We start from the raw sequence: 18906 nt of genomic DNA on the forward strand, positions 1-18906 counted from the left end.
TATGCTTGATACCAATTTAAAAACGCAGCTCAAAGCCTACCTTGAGAAACTCACCAAGCCTGTGGAGTTGATTGCGACGCTGGATGATGGCGCAAAATCAACGGAGATTCGCAATCTGTTGGTCGATATCGCGAGCTTGTCTGACAAAGTCAGCTTCCGTGAAGAGAACGATCGTCAGGTGCGTAAGCCCTCATTTTTAATCACCAACCCTGGTGCGAATAACGGCCCACGTTTTGCCGGTTCCCCGCTGGGTCACGAATTTACCTCACTGGTGCTGGCGTTGCTACAGACCGGTGGGCACCCGTCTAAAGAAGCGCAAAGCCTGCTCGGTCAGATTGTGGCACTGGATGGAGATTTCCATTTCGAAACCTATTATTCACTGTCGTGCCACAACTGCCCGGATGTGGTGCAGGCATTAAACCTGATGGCGGTGCTGAATCCCCGCATCAGCCACACCGCGATTGACGGCGGTCTGTTCCAGAATGAAATTCAGGAACGCAATGTGATGGGCGTGCCTGCTGTCTATCTGAATGGCAAAGCCTTTGGTCAGGGACGTATGAGCCTGGCCGAGATCGTCAGTAAAGTTGACACCAATGCAGACAAGCGTGCAGCAGAAGAGCTGAACAAACGCGATGCTTACGAGGTTCTGATCGTCGGTAGCGGCCCGGCTGGCGCGGCTGCGGCCATCTATTCTGCACGTAAAGGCATCCGCACTGCGTTACTGGGCGAGCGTTTCGGTGGACAGGTACTGGATACCGTCGATATCGAAAACTACATTTCCGTCCAGAAAACGGAAGGGGCCAAACTGGCCGGCGCCCTGCGTGCCCACGTAGATGACTACAATGTGGACGTCATTGACAGCCAGAGCGCCATTAAACTGATTCCGTCTGCGGTCAAAGGCGGTTTGCACGCCATTGAAACCGCATCCGGCGCGGTCCTGAAATCACGCAGCATTATCCTTGCCACTGGTGCGCGCTGGCGCAACATGGGCGTGCCAGGCGAAGAGCAATATCGCACCAAAGGCGTAACCTACTGCCCGCACTGTGACGGTCCTCTGTTTAAAGGCAAACGCACTGCGGTGATCGGTGGCGGTAACTCTGGTGTCGAAGCGGCTATCGATCTGGCGGGCATTGTTGAACACGTGACGCTGCTGGAGTTCGCCAGTGAAATGCGTGCTGACAAAGTGCTGCAGGACAAACTGCGTAGCCTGAAAAACGTGGATGTGATTCTTAATGCACAAACGACCGAAGTGAAAGGCGACGGCAGTAAAGTCACGGGCCTGCAATATCTGGATCGCACCAACCAGACTACCCATGAGCTGGCGCTGGCGGGCATTTTTGTTCAGATCGGCCTGCTGCCTAACACCAACTGGCTGGAAGGCGCGGTTGAACGCAACAAGATGGGCGAAATCATGATCGATGCGAAATGCGAAACCAGCCTGAAAGGCGTTTTCGCAGCAGGGGACTGCACCACCGTTCCTTACAAGCAAATCATTATTGCCAGCGGTGAAGGTTCAAAAGCCTCTTTGAGCGCGTTTGACTACCTGATTCGCACCCAGCCTGCGCACTAAGTTTTCGTGCGCATGATCAAGGCCCTGTAACCTGCGTTACAGGGCCTTTTTAGTATCCCGCCAGCGTCATTAACATCATCCACAGCGGCGTGGTTATCGCCGCGAAAAGCGTGGAAAACAGCATACTGGCGGCCGTCGTCCCGGTAATCACATTGAATTTCTGCGACATCAGATACACATTCACCCCAACCGCCATTGACCCCAGTAGCACCACCACTTTGCTTTCCAGCGCGGGCAGGCCGGTTAGCCAGGCAATCGCCCATACGCACAGCGGTTGCAGAATGAGCTTCAACGCACAGATGGTGTAACTCTCTTTCAAGCCTTCACGAATCCGGTAGTGCGCCAGGCTCATGCCAAGGGTGATCAGGGACAGGGGTGCAGCAATGGAGGCCAGCATGCGCAGAGGTTCGGCGGCAATAACGGGCAGTGGGCGCTGTAGCAGGCTCCAGGCGGTACCGGATAAAATCCCGATGATTAACGGATTTTTTAGCACGCTGATCAAGGTGCGTTTAAAGCCGCCCAGTGAAAAACTGCCCTGTTTTGACCATTCCACCGACACCGTTAATAACGTCCACAGTATCAGGCTGTTAAACACCAGCACCAGGGCGACGGAGGGCAGGGCCGCAGGCCCAAGCAGGACGGTGGCAACCGGAATCCCCAGCATCACATTGTTCGAGAACACACCGCCCAGGGCAAAGACCGATCCGGCTACGCCATCCAGTTGAAACAGGCGCGAGGCCACAATCCGGCCCACAATGAAGACCAACAGGCAACTGCCAAAAAACGCCAGCAGCAGGCGCACATCGACCGGTGGACTGTTATAAAAGTCACTCATGATGCGAAACAGCATGCAGGGCAGGGCGACTTTGAACACAAAACGGTTCATGCCTTCACTGACGGTAACGGGCCATTTGCCGAACCGGATAAGGCCGAATCCCAGAAAAATCAGGATAAACAACGGGGCCGAAAGATAAATCTGGTGTCCTAAAGTATCCAGCAGGAAAGGCATAAGCGTTCACACGTAAAAAATCACTGGACGTGAGATTAGCAAATTACGCCAGCAACGTAACCTGCCGGTCAGTACCAGGTCGCAATTTTATGATTAGCCCAGCCAGCGCCGCGCCTGTTCATCACTGATATCGCGATAGTAAACACGGTGAATGACATCATCGCAATGTGTGCAGCGGGCAGAAATATAAGTGGAATAATAGTGTCGACCAGAAGGAGAAACCGCACCCTGACGGGTTATGTTAATGTCGGTCCATCGGTGACGATGAGGAATAAGCGCTAAGAATCGCATCATGCTTCCTGTAAAGTATGAAGTGTTCTGTTTGTTTATTAACTACATGAATTATATGTTTTTTGTTGCGATGTCTAAGGCAGGCTTTATTTATTAAAAGGCGGTGTAATAGATACGAATATTATTATTAAATAGCGGAAATGTTTTCACGACTATTACGTATGAATTTACAGCCCGCAGCATTAAGCCTTTTTTTGTGAGGTTGGTGGTTGATCGAGATCATGCAAAACGTTTGCATATCCAATCGAAAAAATAATAAGTGCCTTGCTTAAAACAGGGTGCTTACTTATGCTTCTGTTCGTAACACGACTCGGGGTGCCCTTCTTCGTGAAGGCTGAGAAATACCCGTATTACCTGATCTGGATAATGCCAGCGTAGTCCTGGCAATTATCAAAGATATAAATCAAAGGCTTGCACGGTTTTTTCTCTTCATTTTGTTATGTTGTCACTCACAGAGACAAACAAAATGGCACACGCATCTATCAATCACACCATCATCCGTAACGGGATCTACTACGTCAGCTTTCGCCTATCCGGTAGTAAATATTTCCGTCGTTCTTTAGAGACGGATAGCCACAGCCACGCGCAACTCTTGATGTCATTTGCTTCTCCAGCCATTCCATTAGTCAAACGTGGAACTGTCCACCCGGATCAGTTTGGCCAACGTCTTTCAGATTTCAGTAACCGATTGAAGCAGCAGAGTGAACACTGGCTGGCTCAACAATTTCTCGATAGTGAGCAGAGCAATATTCAGCCAATGGTCATTCAGGAACATCGGGAAACGATTACCCGGCCAGCAGTTACTGAGCCTCAAAAGCAGCCTGAACTAAAGAAAGTATTAACGCTGGCTGGCGCGTGGAATATGTACAAAAGGGAGAAGGCCCAGAACTGGACAAAGGCAATCTCACAGGCCAATGAACGGTTTATGGAAGTGCTGTTAATTGTCCTTGGTACAACAACAGATGTAACGACGATCACCAAACAGGATATTAAGCAGGTGATGGAAGTCGTTGAAAACTTGCCTAAGCGTGTTGTGCAGCCGTATCGGTCGATGACCGTTCAGCAATTGATTGAGTGCGATGATGTGCCACCTGAAGATCTGGTTGGTGCTGAGTCTATTCACAAGCATCTGAAGATCTACAAATCATTGTTCAAAACCTTCCTGACTGACAATAAAGATATTCTGGATAAGTCTCCGACTGATGGCGTAGTGGCTGCACCGTCTAAAGCGAGGTTTGGCGCATACAGTGCGGCAGAAATGAGAAAATTTGTAGGCTGGGCGCTCAAGCAGTCTGACGGCTGGGAGAAGTGGATCACGTTGTTGCTAGCGTACACGGGAGCCAGAAGAGGAGAGATCGCCAAACTTGAGAAGTCACAGATCAAATATGACGAGGACAGCCAGCGACACTATCTGCTGATTGCAGAGGGAGGACAGGGAAAAACCGAGAACGCAACAAGACAGGTGGCAATCCATCCCAAACTGATCGAGTGGGGATTCCTCGATTTTGTTAATCGGCAGTGGAAAGAGAAAATCTTCTCGCCAGTGTCGGGTAAGAACATGCCCAAGATCGGCAAAGTGTTAGCTGACGTTCGCGATCAGCTTGGTATTCCGTACCTTGATGATTATGGACAGCGGCGCTTGGTGCACTCGTTTAGGCACACCATGATATCAACCTGTTTAGGCGGTTGGGTTGGCAACTTAGCGCATCTGCAACAGGTAGTCGGTCATGAGAAAAGCGGATCAGGAATTACCCAGCGTTATCTGCACACATTCCCTTTGATTTCAGTCTGCTATGTGATTGATGGTCTTCGCTGGGAGGGATGAAACCAAACTTTTGTCTGCATTTGTGATGTCGATCAAAAAGTCTTTAGGATTCATCTTGAAATGCAGGTGCTGGATATTCATATAGTTTGAGTATTCATTTGCAAAAGGGAATTTGAATTATGGCTAATTGCGAAGATCAGCATCGTTACTGGGATTTTTTTGAACAGCTTCCTGACGATCAAGGAGGAATCGGTAGACATAAATGTTGTGGCTGCGCGTATGAAAAAGGTTATGAAGCAGGCATGAGACGTGATGAAACACTTCAGATTAATTTAGATTCTCTTCCTGAAAGTCAAGCTGGAAATGTAAGGCATAAGAGCCCGCATGCTGCCTATGCTCAGGGATATCTTGACGGAATCTCTATATCTTATGGAAAAAGCAATCATTGATGAAATTTATCGAAAGGAGAGAATATGACTAGCCGCAGAATCGCTTATGCTTATTACGATCCAAAATGGGACAAATCAACAATGCCCATTGTAGTGCTAAACCGAGTCGAAGTTGAGCCGTTGGAATATGAAGCAGAAATGAAAGGATATCTTCACTGCCCTTCATGCTATGAACCTTTGTTAAGAGTTCCAGGAGATCCAGCAGTGTCTATCATGGCGAACGGCGCTGACGCTCTTTTTAGACATTACCCTGATGAAGACGCACCGTATTGCCGTTTACGAAGTGGGATCATGGTTGGGAAAAAATACGATAACGAAGCCGAAGCAGCTCAAGCCGTCGAAGATGGTGAACTTATTATCATTAGTGGTTTCAAGCAAGAGCGGCCTCAGAATAATGCAAGACAACAAGATGAAGAACATCCTGAACCGGTTGAAACAGAATTTGAAAGTGAAGATGGGCCGCCAGTTAATATTCCTGCCTCTAGGCACGAAGGCCAGACCTTCCACCTACCAAGTAAGGTGACAAGTGTTCAATCGTTGTGCACAAATTTTCGGCAAAACTACTATCGAGATATCCACGTTGCGGTAGGGGAACATGTATATCATTATGTTTTAGCGGAGTCTTTGAAGGAGGCCGCTGAGATCGATTCTGAAGATGATATACCCAATTTTTATTTTGGAGAAATTGTACGCATAGATCGATTTGAACATACCAGTCACGTATTTTTGAGGCACCCTAGGCTCGTTGGCAATGTCGATTTCAGAATATCTGCCAGTAATGGTGATTTGGATGCCAGAGGAATTACTCAGGCAAATGCATTGAGACGAATTCTTCTCTTTTTTGGAAAAATAGACTCATGTGGTGCAGGGTACTGGTCCAAAGATAAAACGTGGGGAGAAATTGCCGTACTTCCAGCGAAGTATGAGGATTTTCTTCGTGCAAACTACAGACGTGAAGAAGAGTGACTATCAATAGTTGCGCTAAAATCGTTGGCAAATAACTTAGGCTGCTCAAGGAGCGGTAGGCCGGAGAAACATGCATATTTCCAAACTGACTTTGGTCAACTACAGGAACTTCAAAAACACGTCTCTCCAGTTTCACAAGGGAGTGAACACCATTATTGGGGAAAACGGCTCCGGTAAATCTAACATCCTGCGAGCTATTCGCCTTCTACTTGACGACACCATGGTGCGTGCTGCCTATCGCCTAGATGAGTCTGATTTCAGCCGCTCACTCGGTCAATGGCAAGGCCACTGGATCATCATCAGCATGGAGTTCGAGGAGATAACCGCCGATGAATCTGTTCAAGCACTCTTTCTCCATGGAACAGCTCCTTTGGATGCTGGGCCAATCCATAAGGCAACTTATAACCTTATCTTCCGGCCTAAAAAAGATATTCGGCTGAAGTTGGCTGCCTTGGACGTCTTTGAGGATGAACAACTCACGGAGATCCTTGATGCAATCACAATCGATGATTATGAAACTATTTTCACCGGACGGAGCTGGGCGGACTTCAGCGATCCTTCGGTGTACAAAAAAATTGTTGGCGATTTCGATAATTGTATCTTCTCGTCAGAGACGGAATTTCCAGAAATCGGGGCAAAGGTGCCCGGTTTTCTTTCCGTTACGAAGGAGGTATCGCTGACCTTCATTCAAGCCTTGCGGGATGTTGTTTCTGAATTCCACAACAATCGCACTAACCCATTATTCACCCTTCTTAAGAGCAAGAGTGGGGAAATCAATCCAGCAACGATGAAGCCTATCACCGAGATGGTCCACGAACTCAATGCCTCGATCGAAGAGTTAGAAGACGTTCAGTCAGTTCGTAATCACATTCGTGAGACCATTAAGGACGCCGCTGGTGAAACCTACTCGCCAGCTTCACTTTCGATCAAATCTGATCTTCCAGAAGAAGCCGATAAGCTTTTCCAGTCTCTCAGACTTTTCGTGGGTGAATCAGAGGAAGGGTACGAAGGGGCAATCCATGAGTTGAGCCTGGGCGGAGCCAATCTCATCTATTTGACGCTTAAACTACTTGAGTTCAAGTATCAGCGCGAAAAACTGACAATCGCCAATTTCCTCTTGATCGAGGAGCCGGAAGCGCACATCCATACACACATTCAAAAAACCCTGTTCGATCGCATTGCATATAGCGACGCGCAGATCATCTACACGACTCACTCCACTCACATCTCTGAAGTGAGTAACGTAAGTAATATCAATATCTTGGGTCGTCATGGGGCGTTCTGCGAGGCCTATCAGCCAGCCAGTGGTCTTGAACCAATCCAGATAAATAGTATCCAGCGTTACTTGGATGCGGTACGTAGCAACCTGCTCTTCGCCAAAAGCGTGATACTCGTCGAAGGTGATGTGGAGGAGATACTGATACCAATCCTAATTAAGCGAGTATTGGGAGTAAGCGTTGATGAGTTAGGCATCAGTGTTATCAACATTCGTAGCACAGGCTTCAAGAATGTTGCTCTACTCTTCCATAACACCCGCATTAAGAAGCGATGCGCCATCATTACTGATTTGGACCAAGCCTTCTTTGACGTCACCCTTCAGCCAACTGATACAGAAGGTATGGCTAAGGCAAAGGCCAAAGCCGCTGGGTCCCAGAAAGCTGGTTTAGAACGGCAGGCCGATTTAACCAAGTTCACTGCAGATAATCCATGGCTTGCAATCTTCTACGCCAAACATACGTTCGAGGTCGATTTTGTCGCAGCCGGTAATCATGAGGCCGTTGTCCAAACCATTCCTACAGTCTACAAGGACGAGGAAACAAGGAAAGTGGCGAAACAGCAACTCCAATCCGGAGACCTGTCACAAATGGGTAATCGTACGCTGACAATGGCAAAGCAAGAGGGTAAGGGGTGGTTCGCTCTCATGCTCGCTGAGTACCTTACTCCCCAAGTCCAGATCCCAGCCTATATCATGCAGGCGATTCATTTTGCGCATGGCAGATTTCCTCTCCCCCTTCTTGTCAGAATTCTCCAGCATCGCGCCGAATACAGATACGGTTCCGATGTATTGAATTCGCCAGCGAAGCAAGCATTTCTTCTGGTAGTTGAGCGTTTTGTGCAGGGAAATATTGGCTTGGCTGAATTGAGGAGAGAAATCGGGCTTATGTTACCGGGAGACGCCATTAATGTATTCTTAGCGGAGATGCAGTGATGTTTGCCTGGGACCCAAGAGACCTCAATCCAGAGCAGGCGGCGGCAGTAATCGAGCCATCAAGCATCTTTCTGATCGCTTGCCCTGGTAGCGGTAAAACCCGCACCCTGACCTACAAAATTGCTTACGAACTATCTCGTCGTACTGACAAGCGGATCGTTGTAGCCATTACCTACACCCACCGCGCTGCTGATGAGATTCAAGAGCGAATTGAGGACCTGGGAGTCGATACTTCGGGTCTATGGATTGGTACGATCCATTCGTTCTGTCTAGAGTGGATACTCAAGCCATACGGTATCTATTCCCCTGCACTTGCACAGGGCTACCGCGTGATCGACCCACATGATCGTGAGCGTCTACTGGAGAGACTATGCGCTCCGTATAAAGGTGTCACTCATTGGGATTGCGATTACTATGTTACCGAGACGGGGTATCAGCTCGGCTGTGTGGATATGGGAAAACACCCTATCATTCATAAAGTTTTGAAGTCGTACTTCGATGAGCTGTCAGCGAATCGACAGATCGACTTCGAACTTATCCTTTGGTATGCCTACAGCTTGATGCGGGACAGAAGTCAAATTGCAATGCTGCTCTCGCGAGTGTTTTCCCACATCCTTGTGGATGAGTATCAGGACACCAAACAGATCCAGTATAATATTGTCACGTCCATACTTCGTGCAGGCAACGGACAGACCAAAATACTCATCGTTGGCGATCCGAATCAAGCTATCTATGGCTCTCTAGGTGGCTATGCTATGCCAGTGAATGAATTCCGAACTCTCGCTGGGATTTCGATTAAGGAGTTAGCGCTTAGCTTAAACTACCGCTCCAGCGAGCGAATTATAAGCTACTTTTCGAACTACAGCGTACACGCAACAAAAATCAAAGGTGCTGGCAAATATGCCAATTATCCCAGCCGGGTTGACCTGCCCCCAGGATTAGATACAAAGCTCAGTTAGTAATGTCGGATCCTTCACTCTCAGAATTACCCTTTCTCCAGCTCGCTGCAAATTCAGACGGCGTCTGATAATTCAGCGTGGAGTGCGGGCGACATTCGTTATAATCCTGACGCCATTCGCTGATGGTTTTCCTGGCATGATTGACGTCGCTGAACCAGTGTTCATTCAGGCATTCATCGCGAAAGCGTCCGTTAAAACTCTCAATAAATCCGTTCTGCGTCGGCTTGCCGGGCTGGATAAGTCGCAGCTCCACTCCATGCTCAAAGGCCCACTGATCGAGCGCGCGGCAGGTAAACTCCGGGCCCTGATCGGTTCTTATCGTAGCCGGATAGCCGCGAAACAGCGCAATGCTGTCCAGAATACGCGTGACCTGCACGCCTGAAATCCCGAAGGCAACAGTGACCGTCAGGCATTCCTTTGTGAAGTCATCGACGCAGGTAAGGCACTTGATCCTGCGACCAGTAGCCAGCGCATCCATGACGAAATCCATCGACCAGGTCATGTTGGGCGCCGCCGGGCGGAGCAGCGGCAGACGTTCTGTTGCAAGCCCTTTACGACGACGTCTGCGTTTAACGCCCAGCCCGTTCAGATGATAAAGGCGGTACACGCGCTTGTGATTAACCAGAAGCCCTTCACGGCGCAGTAACTGCCATATGCGGCGGTAGCCAAAACGCCTGCGCTCCAGTGCCAGTTCAGTAATGCGCCCTGATAAATGGGCATCAGCCGCCGGACGCTGAGCGTCATAGCGGCAGGTCGACAGGGACAAACCTGTGAGTCTGCAGGCACGACGTTGCGACAGACCGGTCGCATCACACATCAACACCACGACTTCGCGCTTCTGGTCTGTCGTCAGTACTTTCGCCCAAGAGCCACCTGAAGCGCCTCCTTATCCAGCATGGCCTCGGCGAGCAGCTTCTTGAGTCTGGCGTTCTCTTCCTCAAGCGACTTCAGGCGCTTAACCTCAGGCACCTCCATGCCGCCATACTTCTTACGCCAGGTATAAAACGTGGCGTCGGAAATGGCGTGCTTACGGCAGAGTTCACGGGCAGAAACTCCGGCTTCAGCCTCGCGGAGAATACTGATGATCTGTTCGTCGGAAAAACGCTTCTTCATGGGGATGTCCTCATGTGGCTTATGAAGACATTACTAACATCGCGGTGTATTAATCAACGGGGAGCAGGTCACCTGCTATCCTCAGTGTACCCGCGTACGCTTTACCGATTGTGTTCCCCAGCCATTCGCCGATTCTGCTACCAAAATTATCTGGGCTAGTTGGCGCTGGTGATTCTTGGACAACTTGATGTAGAGTTCTGACGTCCTCGTCTGATACACCCCATTCCTTCAGTTGCTTTTCCAGTGAGTTGAAATCACCTGAGGTGATGCTGTTGTTCTGGGTGATATCACCGTTACCAGAGCCAATAACACCAGCATTGTTAACATTACCGTGAATATTCGTGATGTTGTGAACAGTCATTGGTGCTGCCTCTTTCTCTTTTTGAGAAAACCTTAATCCTTCCCCTAAGATACCTTTTTGCTCAAGATCTAATGCCCAATCAAGAGTTCTTTGTCTGACAGAGTTAATCAAACCATGTACAAACCCGATGCTGAAGAACCATCTGATTTCAGGAATGTGTTTACGACCGATACCCAACATCCCTGCGATTTCGACGGGCACAACCAAGCTTGCTTTCTTTTCACCCAGCATCGCAATTCTTTGCACGGATGAAATAGACTCAATAATAGTGAAAGTCTTGAATTGTTTTTGTAACTCAAAGTCAATTTGACCCAAATCAACCGGAATCCAACCATTAAAAGGATTCAATGCCTTAAGCTGCCCCTGGCCCTTCCTGTAGTCAGGTGCTGCATTGTTAGTTGGATAACCATTCAGTTCAAGTTCAATCCATTCTGTTATCTCTGGTAATCCCAGTTTTACTGCGATCATTTTGGCTTTCATCAATGTTGCGACTATGTCCACTGATGGGTCACTAGATAGCGCTTGTAACTCCAAAACAGGAGAGTTTGGCATGCCATTTCCCTTCTCGAATTTGTTCATATTCTACTGCTCATTCAAACTTACGTCTAAGAAATGGATAGCTGCTTATGTCACACTAACTGTAACTCTACCTGTCACACATGGCCCAAAAGGGCCGCTTTTGCCGTTTACAAGACTTCCCGCTGGCATTAATATCCTGATCAGGGATTAATGAGGAGCATTAATCGCAAGCTTTTGATTTTACTGTAAATGACTCGGGGTGCCCTTCTTCGTGAAGGCTGAGAAAAACCCGTATTACCTGATCTGGATAATGCCAGCGTAGGGAAGTCCGATGCCTGACCGCATTCGCCTTCTTGTCCGCCGGTTGGGAGTTATGATGACACATCAACCGCAGCACCTTTCTGATGCGCAATGCGCGCCCATCCTGCAACAGTTTCGCCGTCAGTCACCGCTGGTGCACTGCATGACCAATGATGTGGTGCAAACGCTAACCGCTAACGTCTTACTCGCCCTTAATGCCTCGCCGGCCATGGTTATCGACGCTGAAGAAGCGGCGCAATTTAGCGCTATCGCCGATGCGCTGCTGATTAATGTCGGTACGCTAACCCACGATCGTAAGCAGGCGATGCAGGCTGCGGTGCTTGCAGCTAACCAGGCTGGCACGCCCTGGACGCTGGACCCGGTGGCGGTGGGCGCACTGACGCTGCGCACCGCGTTTTGCAAGCAGCTGCTCGCGCAATCGCCTGCAGTGGTACGCGGCAATGCCTCAGAGATTCTGGCGCTGGCGCAGCAGGCCGCAGGCGGACGCGGTGTTGACAGCCTGCACCCGGCCGAAGCCGCACTGCAGGCAGCACAACAGCTGGCAAAAGCCTTTCATACCTGTGTGGTGGTGACCGGCGAAGTGGATTATGCCACTGACGGCACGCTGACCTGGGCGATTCCGGGCGGCTCGCCGTTAATGACGCGGGTGGTGGGCACTGGCTGTGCGCTTTCGGCGGTGGTTGCGGCCTTTGCCTGTTTGCCAGGTGACCGACTGATCAACATCGCCTGCGCCTGCCGGGTGATGGCGCTGGCCGGGGAAAAGGCCGCGCACGTAGCAGATGGACCGGGCAGCTTTGCGCCTGCTTTTCTGGATGCCCTCTGGACGCTGGAGGCGCGCGATGAAACGCATTAATGCCCTGACGATTGCAGGAACCGATCCCAGTGGCGGTGCCGGTATCCAGGCCGATTTAAAAACCTTCTCTGCACTGGGCGCGTACGGCACCAGTGTGATTACGGCGCTGGTGGCGCAGAATACCTGCGGCGTGCAGTCGGTATACCGTATTGCGCCTGAATTTGTGACCGCCCAACTGAACTCAGTGCTGGATGATGTGCGCATCGATAGTGCGAAGATTGGCATGCTCGCTGAAACGGACATTGTGGAGCGCGTGGCACATGGCCTGCAGCGGCGGGACATTCCCTTTGTGGTGCTGGATACGGTTATGGTGGCAAAGAGCGGTGATGCCCTGCTGAACCCGGATGCAATTGCCTGTGTACGTGAGCGCCTCTTGCCGCAGGTGTCATTGATTACACCTAACCTGCCTGAAGCCGCTGCATTGCTGGGATGCCAGGTGGCAGTCAATGAAGATGAGATGCTCACCCAGGGCGAAGCCTTGTTGCTGATGGGCTGTCAGGCGGTACTGATGAAAGGTGGTCATCTGGATGACGATGAAAGCCCGGACTGGCTGCTGACCCGGACAGGACGGCAGCGTTTTAGCAGCGTACGGGTAAATACGCGCCATACGCACGGCACCGGCTGCACGCTGTCCGCCGCGCTCGCAGCCTTGCGGCCGCGCCATCACAGCTGGGAAGCGACGATTAGCGAAGCGAAAGCCTGGCTACAGCAGGCGTTACTCGCCGCGGATTCGCTGGAGGTCGGCAACGGGATTGGACCGGTGCACCATTTTCATCAGTGGTGGTAGCCGCCATGCTTGCGCCTGGCTGTCCGGCAAGGCGTTAATCCTCGTCGAACCAGGCGCTGTTTTGCTTGATGACGGGGGTGATCGAAAACTTCATGGCCTGCAGATGGTGGCGCAGTGCTGCCTCTGCCATCTCGGGATCGCTTGCTTTCAGCGCGGCAAAAATAGCGTCATGCTGCTTAATCAGCGTTTCGGCGGGTGCAACGTCGTTCAGGGTTAAATAACGTACCCGGTCCATGGTGGCTTTGATGTTCTCTACCGTTTCCCATGCCAGCGGGCAGTTAATGCTCTCAGCGATCAGACGATGAAACTCATCATCCAGGCTTAAGAACATCTGACTGTCGCCACGGGCAGCCGTGATGCGCTGCAACTGCAGATTATGTTCCAGTGCCATCAGTCCCGGCTCACCGATTTCCTGAGCCGCACGGCGGATCACGGCAACCTCAACGGCCTCACGAATAAAACGGCCATCTTCGACCCGTTTAGCCGAGATCCTGCGGACAAAGGTGCCGCGCTGCGGCAGGATCTGCACCAGCCCCGCTTCCGCGAGCTTGATAAAGGCTTCACGCACCGGCTGACGAGAGAGGTTAAACCTTGCGGAAACCTCTTTTTCAGAAAGCGATGCGCCCGGCTGAATCACGCAGGTCACGATATCGCGGCGCAGGTAGCGGTAAACCTGCTGATTTACCGGCTCGCTGGTGGTGATGGTGTAAGAAAGTGTCATATTGCTGTCCATGTAAAAATCAGTCTGTCCGGGCGTTGGGCTATCGCATCAGTGCTGCGGCTGGCTTGCGGTAGCCTGCTGTACGCTGGCGCGTGCACCCTGTGCAGCAAGCTGTTGGTAACAGGCGGTAAGTTGTTTAACCAGCTCACCGTTTTTGGCAAGGTCATCGCCAAACACCCTGTTCAAGCGCAGCAAGGCCCGCACGCGTGCTTCACCGTCATCACTCTCGGCCACACATGTCGCCAGTTGCGCTTTCAGCGGATCGCGGATCTCAATAGGCTCGCCTTTGTCATCGACCGCACTGACATAACGCATCCAGGCGGCAATGCCCAGCAACAGTAACGGGCAAGGCGTGCCGTTATTCAGGTGCCAGCGCAGACTGTCCAGAAAGCGCTGGGGCAGTTTCTGTGTGCCGTCAGTTGCAATCTGATACGTCCGGTGTTTGATCGCGCGATTGGCAAAGCGGGCAATCAAAGCATCGGCGTACGCGGGTAAATCAACGCCCTGAATAGTGAGCGTGGGTGCCTGCTCATTGACCATCAGTGCGCGAGCCGCTGCCCGAAACGCATCATCTGCCATACAGTCGCTGATGTGTTCGTAACCGGCAAGATAGCCAAGGTAAGCTAAAAATGAGTGGCTGCCATTGAGCATGCGCAACTTCATCTGCTCAAACGGCAGGACATCCTGCACCAGTTCTGCACCCGCTTTATCCCAGTCAGGTCGGCCGCTGACGAAATTATCCTCAATGACCCATTGAAAGAAGGGTTCGGCTTCGACGGCCACCGGATCATGGGACCCAATGCGCAGACGCAACGCGTCAAACGCCGCGTCATTCATGGCGGGAACGATACGATCCACCATGGTGGAAGGAAAGGTGATGTTCTGTTGGATATACTCAGCCAGTAAGGGATCGTGCTGCTGGGCTAACTGCATAACGACATGACGCGTCACACGGCCATTTTCCGGCATATTATCGCAGGACATAACGCTAAACGGCGCTAAGCCGAGATCGCGACGGCGGCGGATTGCCGCAACAATCAGACCCGGCAGAGACTGCGGGTGTTCGGGATGCGCCAGGTCATGCTGAATATCGACATGCTGCAGGTCAAGGTTCCCGCTGGCGGGCAGGTGACAGTAGCCTTTCTCGGTGACGGTCATCGATACAATGGCGACATCAGGCTGGCACATCGCGTCAATCACGGCTTGGATACCGTCCGTTTTGCCGTGTAACGCGGCGGTGATAATGCCGATCACGCGGGTTTCCACCGCATCATCACTTTTCTCTGTCAGCGTGTAGAGCAGGTCTTGTTCACGCAGCGCCTGAATGAGTGCACCGCTGTTAAGGTTGACTTCACAGTATCCCCAGTCACTGCCGTGTTCGGCCAGCTTATCGCTGCATAACGCCTGATGTGCGCGATGAAACGCACCAAAACCGATGTGCACCATACGGGTTTTAAGCTGGCGACGGTTGTAGGCTGGGCGCTGGACATCAGCGGGAAGGTGGTCAGTTTGCAGCATAATGCATCCTTGTAGCGGAGAGGACGACAGGCCATTCCGGCGTTAAGGATGAAAAATTACGCGTCCTACTACTACCATACAAGTTAGCGTAACAAAATTGTGAATGTAATCACGAACTGTTTACATCTAAGCCGGGAGCCTTCACTCCCGGCGCACTCAGTTCAGCAATGCGCACTGCGGTGGCAGACGGCAGCTTAACGCGCCCGGCATAACATCAATCGTGAATTCCTGCCCGGACAGCGGCTCGCCATCCAGATTAAATGTCATCTCGTGGGGCGAGCGAATCGTCAGGGACGATAAACGGGTCGAAATGATGCTGGGATTATCTTCATCGCCGCCGGTGAGGGAATGCAGCAGGGTGGGCAGTAACTCCTGCGCGGTGACCACGCTGACGTCGAGCAGGCCGTCATTAATCAACGCAGAAGGGCATAATCGCTGACCGCCGCCCGCCTGGCGACCATTGCCAATGCCGATGACCAGCGCATCGCCTTGCCAGTGGAAATCGGGCCCGCTGATTTCACAGCTGTCGGGTTTCAGGGTGTCCATGCGCATCAGGCCGTGAATAAAATAGGAAACCCCACCCAGCGCCGATTTCAGCTTTTCTGGCGTCTCGGTGGTAATGCGCGTGCCGAAACCGCCTGTCGCCATATTGATAAAGTAGTGACGCTGATTCACCCGGGCCAAATCGATGTCGTACGCTTTGCCCTGAATAGCCAGCCGTAAAGCCGGTTCGATCTCTTCGGGGATGCCGACGCTGGTGGCAAAATCGTTGGCCGTGCCCAGGGGAATAATCCCCAAGACAGGACGATCGGCAACATTTACCGACGCCAGTGCGGTGGCGATTTCATTGACGGTGCCATCGCCACCGCCCGCCACCACGGTGACCGCCTGTAATTCCAGCGCTTCTTCGACGTAGCGTTCGCCGTCGCCTTTTTCATATGTCACGCGCACGGCAATGTTGTAGCCCTCATCGCGCAGCTTAGTGACCGCTTCACGTAGATCATCATTGCCTGCGCCTTTACCGTTAAGGATCAGCAGCGTAAGCGATTCTTTGTCCATTATCTGTTCCTTGAAGATCTAAAGCGTAGGTAGTGGTTATAGCACAGCCTGGAGAGAAAAATGATGGGCGAAAGGGAGAAAAAAGAAAACCCGCACGGGGGAGCCGGGCGGGTGAATGAGGTGGATCCAGTTACAGCTGCTGATAATTGTTACTCATTGGTAGCAGGCAGCACTATAGAGCAGCAAAATTAAGCCGTCTGTGATCCTTCTCGTGCTTTTGTCAAAATGTGTCAACCTGTCACCCCGGTGGCGTGAGGCGCGCGCGTATCCTGACCGTCGGTAAAATTGCGCAGCAGCAACGCAAATTGCAGATCGACCTGTGGAGGCACCTTCATCCAGACACGATGGCCGTCTCCCGGTGCCACGTCCGTCGGCTCGCCCCGGCTGTTTTGCAAGGCATCCAGGGTACAAATCAGGTTACCAGAGGGCGTCATGATCTCCAGGCTGTCATGCAGGACGAATTTATTCTTCACCACCACCTCCGCCCAGTCATCACGCTGCTCACCGCTGAATTCGCCGACAAACTGTTGGCGCTCAGAAACAGAATAGCCGTTCTGGTAATTTTGATAGCTGTCATGTGTATGGCGACGTAAGAAGCCTTCGGTATAGCCGCGATGCGCCAGACCTTCCAGGGTTTCCAGCAGGGCAGGATCAAAAGGTTTGCCGGCGGCGGCATCGTCAATCGCTTTGCGATAGACTTGCGCGGTGCGGGCGCAGTAATAATAAGATTTGGTTCGGCCTTCAATTTTTAATGAGTGAACGCCCATCTGGCTCAGCCGTTCAACGTGCGCCACGGCACGCAAATCTTTCGAATTCATGATGTAGGTGCCATGTTCATCTTCAAAGGCACTCATCATCTCGCCGGGTTTCATCTTCTCTTCCAGCAGAAAAACCTTATCACTGGGCTGACCGATGCCCAAGGTTGGCGTGACCTCCTGCACCGTCACCGGCTGATGGATTTCAACAATATTGCCGACGTCATCTTGTTTGGCTTCCTGCAACTGATATTCCCAGCGGCAGGCATTGGTACAGGTTCCCTGGTTCGGATCGCGTTTATTCATGTAGCCGGAAAGCAGACAGCGCCCGGAATATGCCATACACAGCGCGCCGTGCACGAAGACTTCCAGCTCCATGGTGGGCACTTGCTGACGAATGTCGGCAATCTCTTCCAGCGACAGTTCACGTGACAAAATCACCCGACTCAGGCCCATCTGCTGCCAGAACTTCACGGTCGCCCAGTTAACGGCATTGGCCTGAACGGATAAGTGAATGGGCATGGCCGGAAAAGCCTCACGCACCAGCATGATCAAACCGGGATCGGACATAATCAGCGCGTCCGGCTGCATCTCAATCACCGGCGTTAAGTCGCGGATAAAGGTTTTTAGCTTGGCGTTATGCGGGGCGATATTGACGACGACGTAAAATTTTTTACCCAACGCATGGGCTTCGTTGATGCCTTTCGCCAGGTTTTCATGGCTGAATTCGTTGTTACGAACCCGCAGGCTGTAGCGTGGCTGGCCGGCATACACGGCATCTGCGCCGTAGGCAAAGGCATAACGCATATTCTTCAGCGTACCCGCTGGAGAAAGTAATTCTGGTTTCATGGCGTACTCACTGATGTCAGGTCAGTATGCCGCCTTGGGCGGCACGTGCAGGGGCGTTACCCCTGCGAAAGGTGCGGAATTGTAGGCAGTGAGAAAAAGGAAGTAAATTGATCTGAATCAATCTAAATCAAATGACAGATATCGGCTTCCCAGCGATAGCCCATGCCATACACGGCGCGAATGAAAGGCTGCTCGCTGTCCAGGTTTTCCAGCTTTCTGCGCAGGTTCTTGATATGACTGTCAATAGTGCGGTCAGTGACGACCCGATAATCATCATAGAGGTGGTTTAACAGCTGCTCGCGTGAAAACACTTTTCCAGGCTCAAGGGACAGCGTTTTTAACAAACGAAATTCCGCAGGCGTTAAGTCGAGCGGTTCATCGCGCCAGCTGGCCTGGAAGCGACTTTCATGCACTTTCAGCAGCGACGCAACCGGGGCTTCTTCAGGCGAACGTTTCACCCGACGCAAAATGGTTTTCACCCGCGCCACCACTTCACGCGGGCTGAACGGTTTACAGACGTAGTCATCCGCCCCAATTTCCAGCCCCAGCAGGCGATCGATTTCTTCTGTCCGCGCGGTCACCATAATAATCGGCAGTTCAGAGTCACGGCGGATTTCACGGCACAGCGTCAGGCCGTCCTTACCTGGCAGCATTAAATCCAGCAGGATCAGATCGGGCGGGGTTTGATGAACGTAGTCCAGCACCTCATTGCCATGCGCCAGATGGTGGGTACGGTAGTTGGACGCCTGTAAATAATCGATCATGAGTTGCGCCAGCTTGGGTTCATCCTCAACCACAAGGATCAGCGGGTAGGTGTTTTCCTGATTCATAG

The 18906-nt window shown here is 51.6% G+C and carries 17 protein-coding genes and 2 riboswitches; of the genes, 8 read left to right on the plus strand and 9 right to left on the minus strand.

Annotated features, from left to right (window positions below; translation table 11 throughout):
- Position 1 precedes the first annotated feature (1 nt).
- A complete protein-coding gene (gene ahpF, locus QNH99_RS08160; RefSeq protein ID WP_410517536.1) occupies positions 2-1570 on the plus strand; it encodes an alkyl hydroperoxide reductase subunit F in 1569 nt (522 codons plus the stop codon).
- A 49-nt stretch (positions 1571-1619) separates the two neighbouring features.
- Here ahpF and QNH99_RS08165 read toward each other — a convergent pair whose 3' ends face one another.
- Positions 1620-2579: an AEC family transporter gene (locus tag QNH99_RS08165; protein ID WP_410517537.1), complete on the minus strand. Its 960-nt coding sequence runs from the start codon at positions 2577-2579 to the stop codon at positions 1620-1622.
- Positions 2580-2672: 93 nt separating this feature from the next.
- Positions 2673-2870, minus strand: a complete 198-nt coding sequence (locus QNH99_RS08170) for a hypothetical protein (RefSeq protein WP_096010827.1) — start codon at positions 2868-2870, stop codon at positions 2673-2675.
- A 301-nt stretch (positions 2871-3171) separates the two neighbouring features.
- Positions 3172-3268: riboswitch (TPP riboswitch) on the plus strand.
- Positions 3269-3336: 68 nt separating this feature from the next.
- Here QNH99_RS08170 and QNH99_RS08175 point away from each other — a divergent pair.
- The 5 genes from QNH99_RS08175 (at position 3337) to QNH99_RS08195 (ending at position 9218) form a co-directional block, all read left to right on the plus strand.
- Positions 3337-4695 (plus strand): integrase, encoded by a 1359-nt coding sequence (locus QNH99_RS08175; RefSeq protein ID WP_110956660.1) that lies wholly within the window; start codon positions 3337-3339, stop codon positions 4693-4695.
- Positions 4696-4814: 119 nt separating this feature from the next.
- Positions 4815-5084: a hypothetical protein gene (locus tag QNH99_RS08180; protein ID WP_110956642.1), complete on the plus strand. Its 270-nt coding sequence runs from the start codon at positions 4815-4817 to the stop codon at positions 5082-5084.
- 24 nt (positions 5085-5108) lie between these two features.
- Positions 5109-6050 (plus strand): hypothetical protein, encoded by a 942-nt coding sequence (locus tag QNH99_RS08185; protein ID WP_410517538.1) that lies wholly within the window; start codon positions 5109-5111, stop codon positions 6048-6050.
- Between the two features lie 70 nt (positions 6051-6120).
- Positions 6121-8259 (plus strand): AAA family ATPase, encoded by a 2139-nt coding sequence (locus tag QNH99_RS08190; RefSeq protein ID WP_410517539.1) that lies wholly within the window; start codon positions 6121-6123, stop codon positions 8257-8259.
- The gene (locus QNH99_RS08195) at positions 8259-9218 is read left to right on the plus strand and encodes a UvrD-helicase domain-containing protein (protein ID WP_410517540.1); all 960 of its coding nucleotides are present in this window, start codon (positions 8259-8261) and stop codon (positions 9216-9218) included. The genes QNH99_RS08190 and QNH99_RS08195 overlap by 1 nt, the downstream gene beginning before the upstream one ends.
- On the opposite strand, the gene QNH99_RS08200 is transcribed toward QNH99_RS08195, so the two are convergent.
- Together QNH99_RS08200 and QNH99_RS08205 are read right to left on the minus strand one after the other, a co-directional pair.
- A protein-coding gene (locus QNH99_RS08200) for an IS3 family transposase (RefSeq protein WP_088581779.1) occupies positions 9211-10331 on the minus strand; the annotation gives its coding sequence in 2 pieces (ribosomal slippage) (positions 9211-10073 and positions 10073-10331; 1122 coding nt in all). The genes QNH99_RS08195 and QNH99_RS08200 overlap by 8 nt on opposite strands.
- A gap of 49 nt (positions 10332-10380) precedes the next feature.
- Entirely contained in the window at positions 10381-11271 is an 891-nt protein-coding gene (locus tag QNH99_RS08205; RefSeq protein ID WP_410517541.1) for an abortive phage resistance protein, read from the minus strand.
- Positions 11272-11456: 185 nt separating this feature from the next.
- Positions 11457-11553: riboswitch (TPP riboswitch) on the plus strand.
- A gap of 31 nt (positions 11554-11584) precedes the next feature.
- On the opposite strand from QNH99_RS08205, the gene thiM reads away from it, so the two are divergent.
- Positions 11585-12385 carry a hydroxyethylthiazole kinase gene (thiM, locus tag QNH99_RS08210; RefSeq protein ID WP_253851908.1) on the plus strand — a complete coding sequence of 267 codons (801 nt, stop codon included), beginning with the start codon at positions 11585-11587 and terminating at the stop codon, positions 12383-12385.
- The gene (gene thiD / locus QNH99_RS08215) at positions 12372-13172 is read left to right on the plus strand and encodes a bifunctional hydroxymethylpyrimidine kinase/phosphomethylpyrimidine kinase (RefSeq protein WP_063880193.1); all 801 of its coding nucleotides are present in this window, start codon (positions 12372-12374) and stop codon (positions 13170-13172) included. The genes thiM and thiD overlap by 14 nt, the downstream gene beginning before the upstream one ends.
- A gap of 34 nt (positions 13173-13206) precedes the next feature.
- Here thiD and QNH99_RS08220 read toward each other — a convergent pair whose 3' ends face one another.
- The 5 genes from QNH99_RS08220 to baeR form a co-directional block, all read right to left on the minus strand.
- Positions 13207-13893 carry a GntR family transcriptional regulator gene (locus QNH99_RS08220; protein WP_063881215.1) on the minus strand — a complete coding sequence of 229 codons (687 nt, stop codon included), beginning with the start codon at positions 13891-13893 and terminating at the stop codon, positions 13207-13209.
- 48 nt (positions 13894-13941) lie between these two features.
- The gene (locus tag QNH99_RS08225; protein ID WP_410517542.1) at positions 13942-15411 is read right to left on the minus strand and encodes a mannitol dehydrogenase family protein; all 1470 of its coding nucleotides are present in this window, start codon (positions 15409-15411) and stop codon (positions 13942-13944) included.
- 156 nt (positions 15412-15567) lie between these two features.
- Positions 15568-16470, minus strand: a complete 903-nt coding sequence (gene yegS, locus QNH99_RS08230; RefSeq protein ID WP_063880192.1) for a lipid kinase YegS — start codon at positions 16468-16470, stop codon at positions 15568-15570.
- Positions 16471-16700: 230 nt separating this feature from the next.
- Complete coding sequence (gene yegQ, locus QNH99_RS08235) at positions 16701-18074, minus strand: tRNA 5-hydroxyuridine modification protein YegQ (protein ID WP_172898243.1); 1374 nt, start codon at positions 18072-18074, stop codon at positions 16701-16703.
- A 122-nt stretch (positions 18075-18196) separates the two neighbouring features.
- On the minus strand, positions 18197-18904 hold the full coding sequence (gene baeR, locus QNH99_RS08240; RefSeq protein WP_063880190.1) for a two-component system response regulator BaeR: 708 nt from the start codon (positions 18902-18904) through the stop codon (positions 18197-18199).
- Positions 18905-18906: the final 2 nt, after the last annotated feature.

Origin of the sequence: Pantoea allii, assembly GCF_046529425.1 — a bacterium.
GTDB classification, from domain to species: Bacteria; Pseudomonadota; Gammaproteobacteria; order Enterobacterales; family Enterobacteriaceae; genus Pantoea; species Pantoea allii.

Bases quoted from the DNA above. Each gene is read 5' to 3' on its own strand.
- QNH99_RS08190 (WP_410517539.1), top strand. From the start codon at position 6,121: ATGCATATTTCCAAACTGACTTTGGTCAACTACAGGAACTTCAAAAAC.
- thiM (WP_253851908.1), top strand. From the start codon at position 11,585: ATGATGACACATCAACCGCAGCACCTTTCTGATGCGCAATGCGCGCCC.
- thiD (WP_063880193.1), top strand. From the start codon at position 12,372: ATGAAACGCATTAATGCCCTGACGATTGCAGGAACCGATCCCAGTGGC.
- QNH99_RS08180 (WP_110956642.1), top strand. From the start codon at position 4,815: ATGGCTAATTGCGAAGATCAGCATCGTTACTGGGATTTTTTTGAACAG.
- QNH99_RS08165 (WP_410517537.1), bottom strand. From the start codon at position 2,579: ATGCCTTTCCTGCTGGATACTTTAGGACACCAGATTTATCTTTCGGCC.
- QNH99_RS08185 (WP_410517538.1), top strand. From the start codon at position 5,109: ATGACTAGCCGCAGAATCGCTTATGCTTATTACGATCCAAAATGGGAC.
- QNH99_RS08225 (WP_410517542.1), bottom strand. From the start codon at position 15,411: ATGCTGCAAACTGACCACCTTCCCGCTGATGTCCAGCGCCCAGCCTAC.
- QNH99_RS08175 (WP_110956660.1), top strand. From the start codon at position 3,337: ATGGCACACGCATCTATCAATCACACCATCATCCGTAACGGGATCTAC.
- QNH99_RS08170 (WP_096010827.1), bottom strand. From the start codon at position 2,870: ATGCGATTCTTAGCGCTTATTCCTCATCGTCACCGATGGACCGACATT.
- QNH99_RS08195 (WP_410517540.1), top strand. From the start codon at position 8,259: ATGTTTGCCTGGGACCCAAGAGACCTCAATCCAGAGCAGGCGGCGGCA.
- baeR (WP_063880190.1), bottom strand. From the start codon at position 18,904: ATGAATCAGGAAAACACCTACCCGCTGATCCTTGTGGTTGAGGATGAA.
- yegS (WP_063880192.1), bottom strand. From the start codon at position 16,470: ATGGACAAAGAATCGCTTACGCTGCTGATCCTTAACGGTAAAGGCGCA.
- QNH99_RS08220 (WP_063881215.1), bottom strand. From the start codon at position 13,893: ATGACACTTTCTTACACCATCACCACCAGCGAGCCGGTAAATCAGCAG.
- ahpF (WP_410517536.1), top strand. From the start codon at position 2: ATGCTTGATACCAATTTAAAAACGCAGCTCAAAGCCTACCTTGAGAAA.
- QNH99_RS08205 (WP_410517541.1), bottom strand. From the start codon at position 11,271: ATGAACAAATTCGAGAAGGGAAATGGCATGCCAAACTCTCCTGTTTTG.
- yegQ (WP_172898243.1), bottom strand. From the start codon at position 18,074: ATGAAACCAGAATTACTTTCTCCAGCGGGTACGCTGAAGAATATGCGT.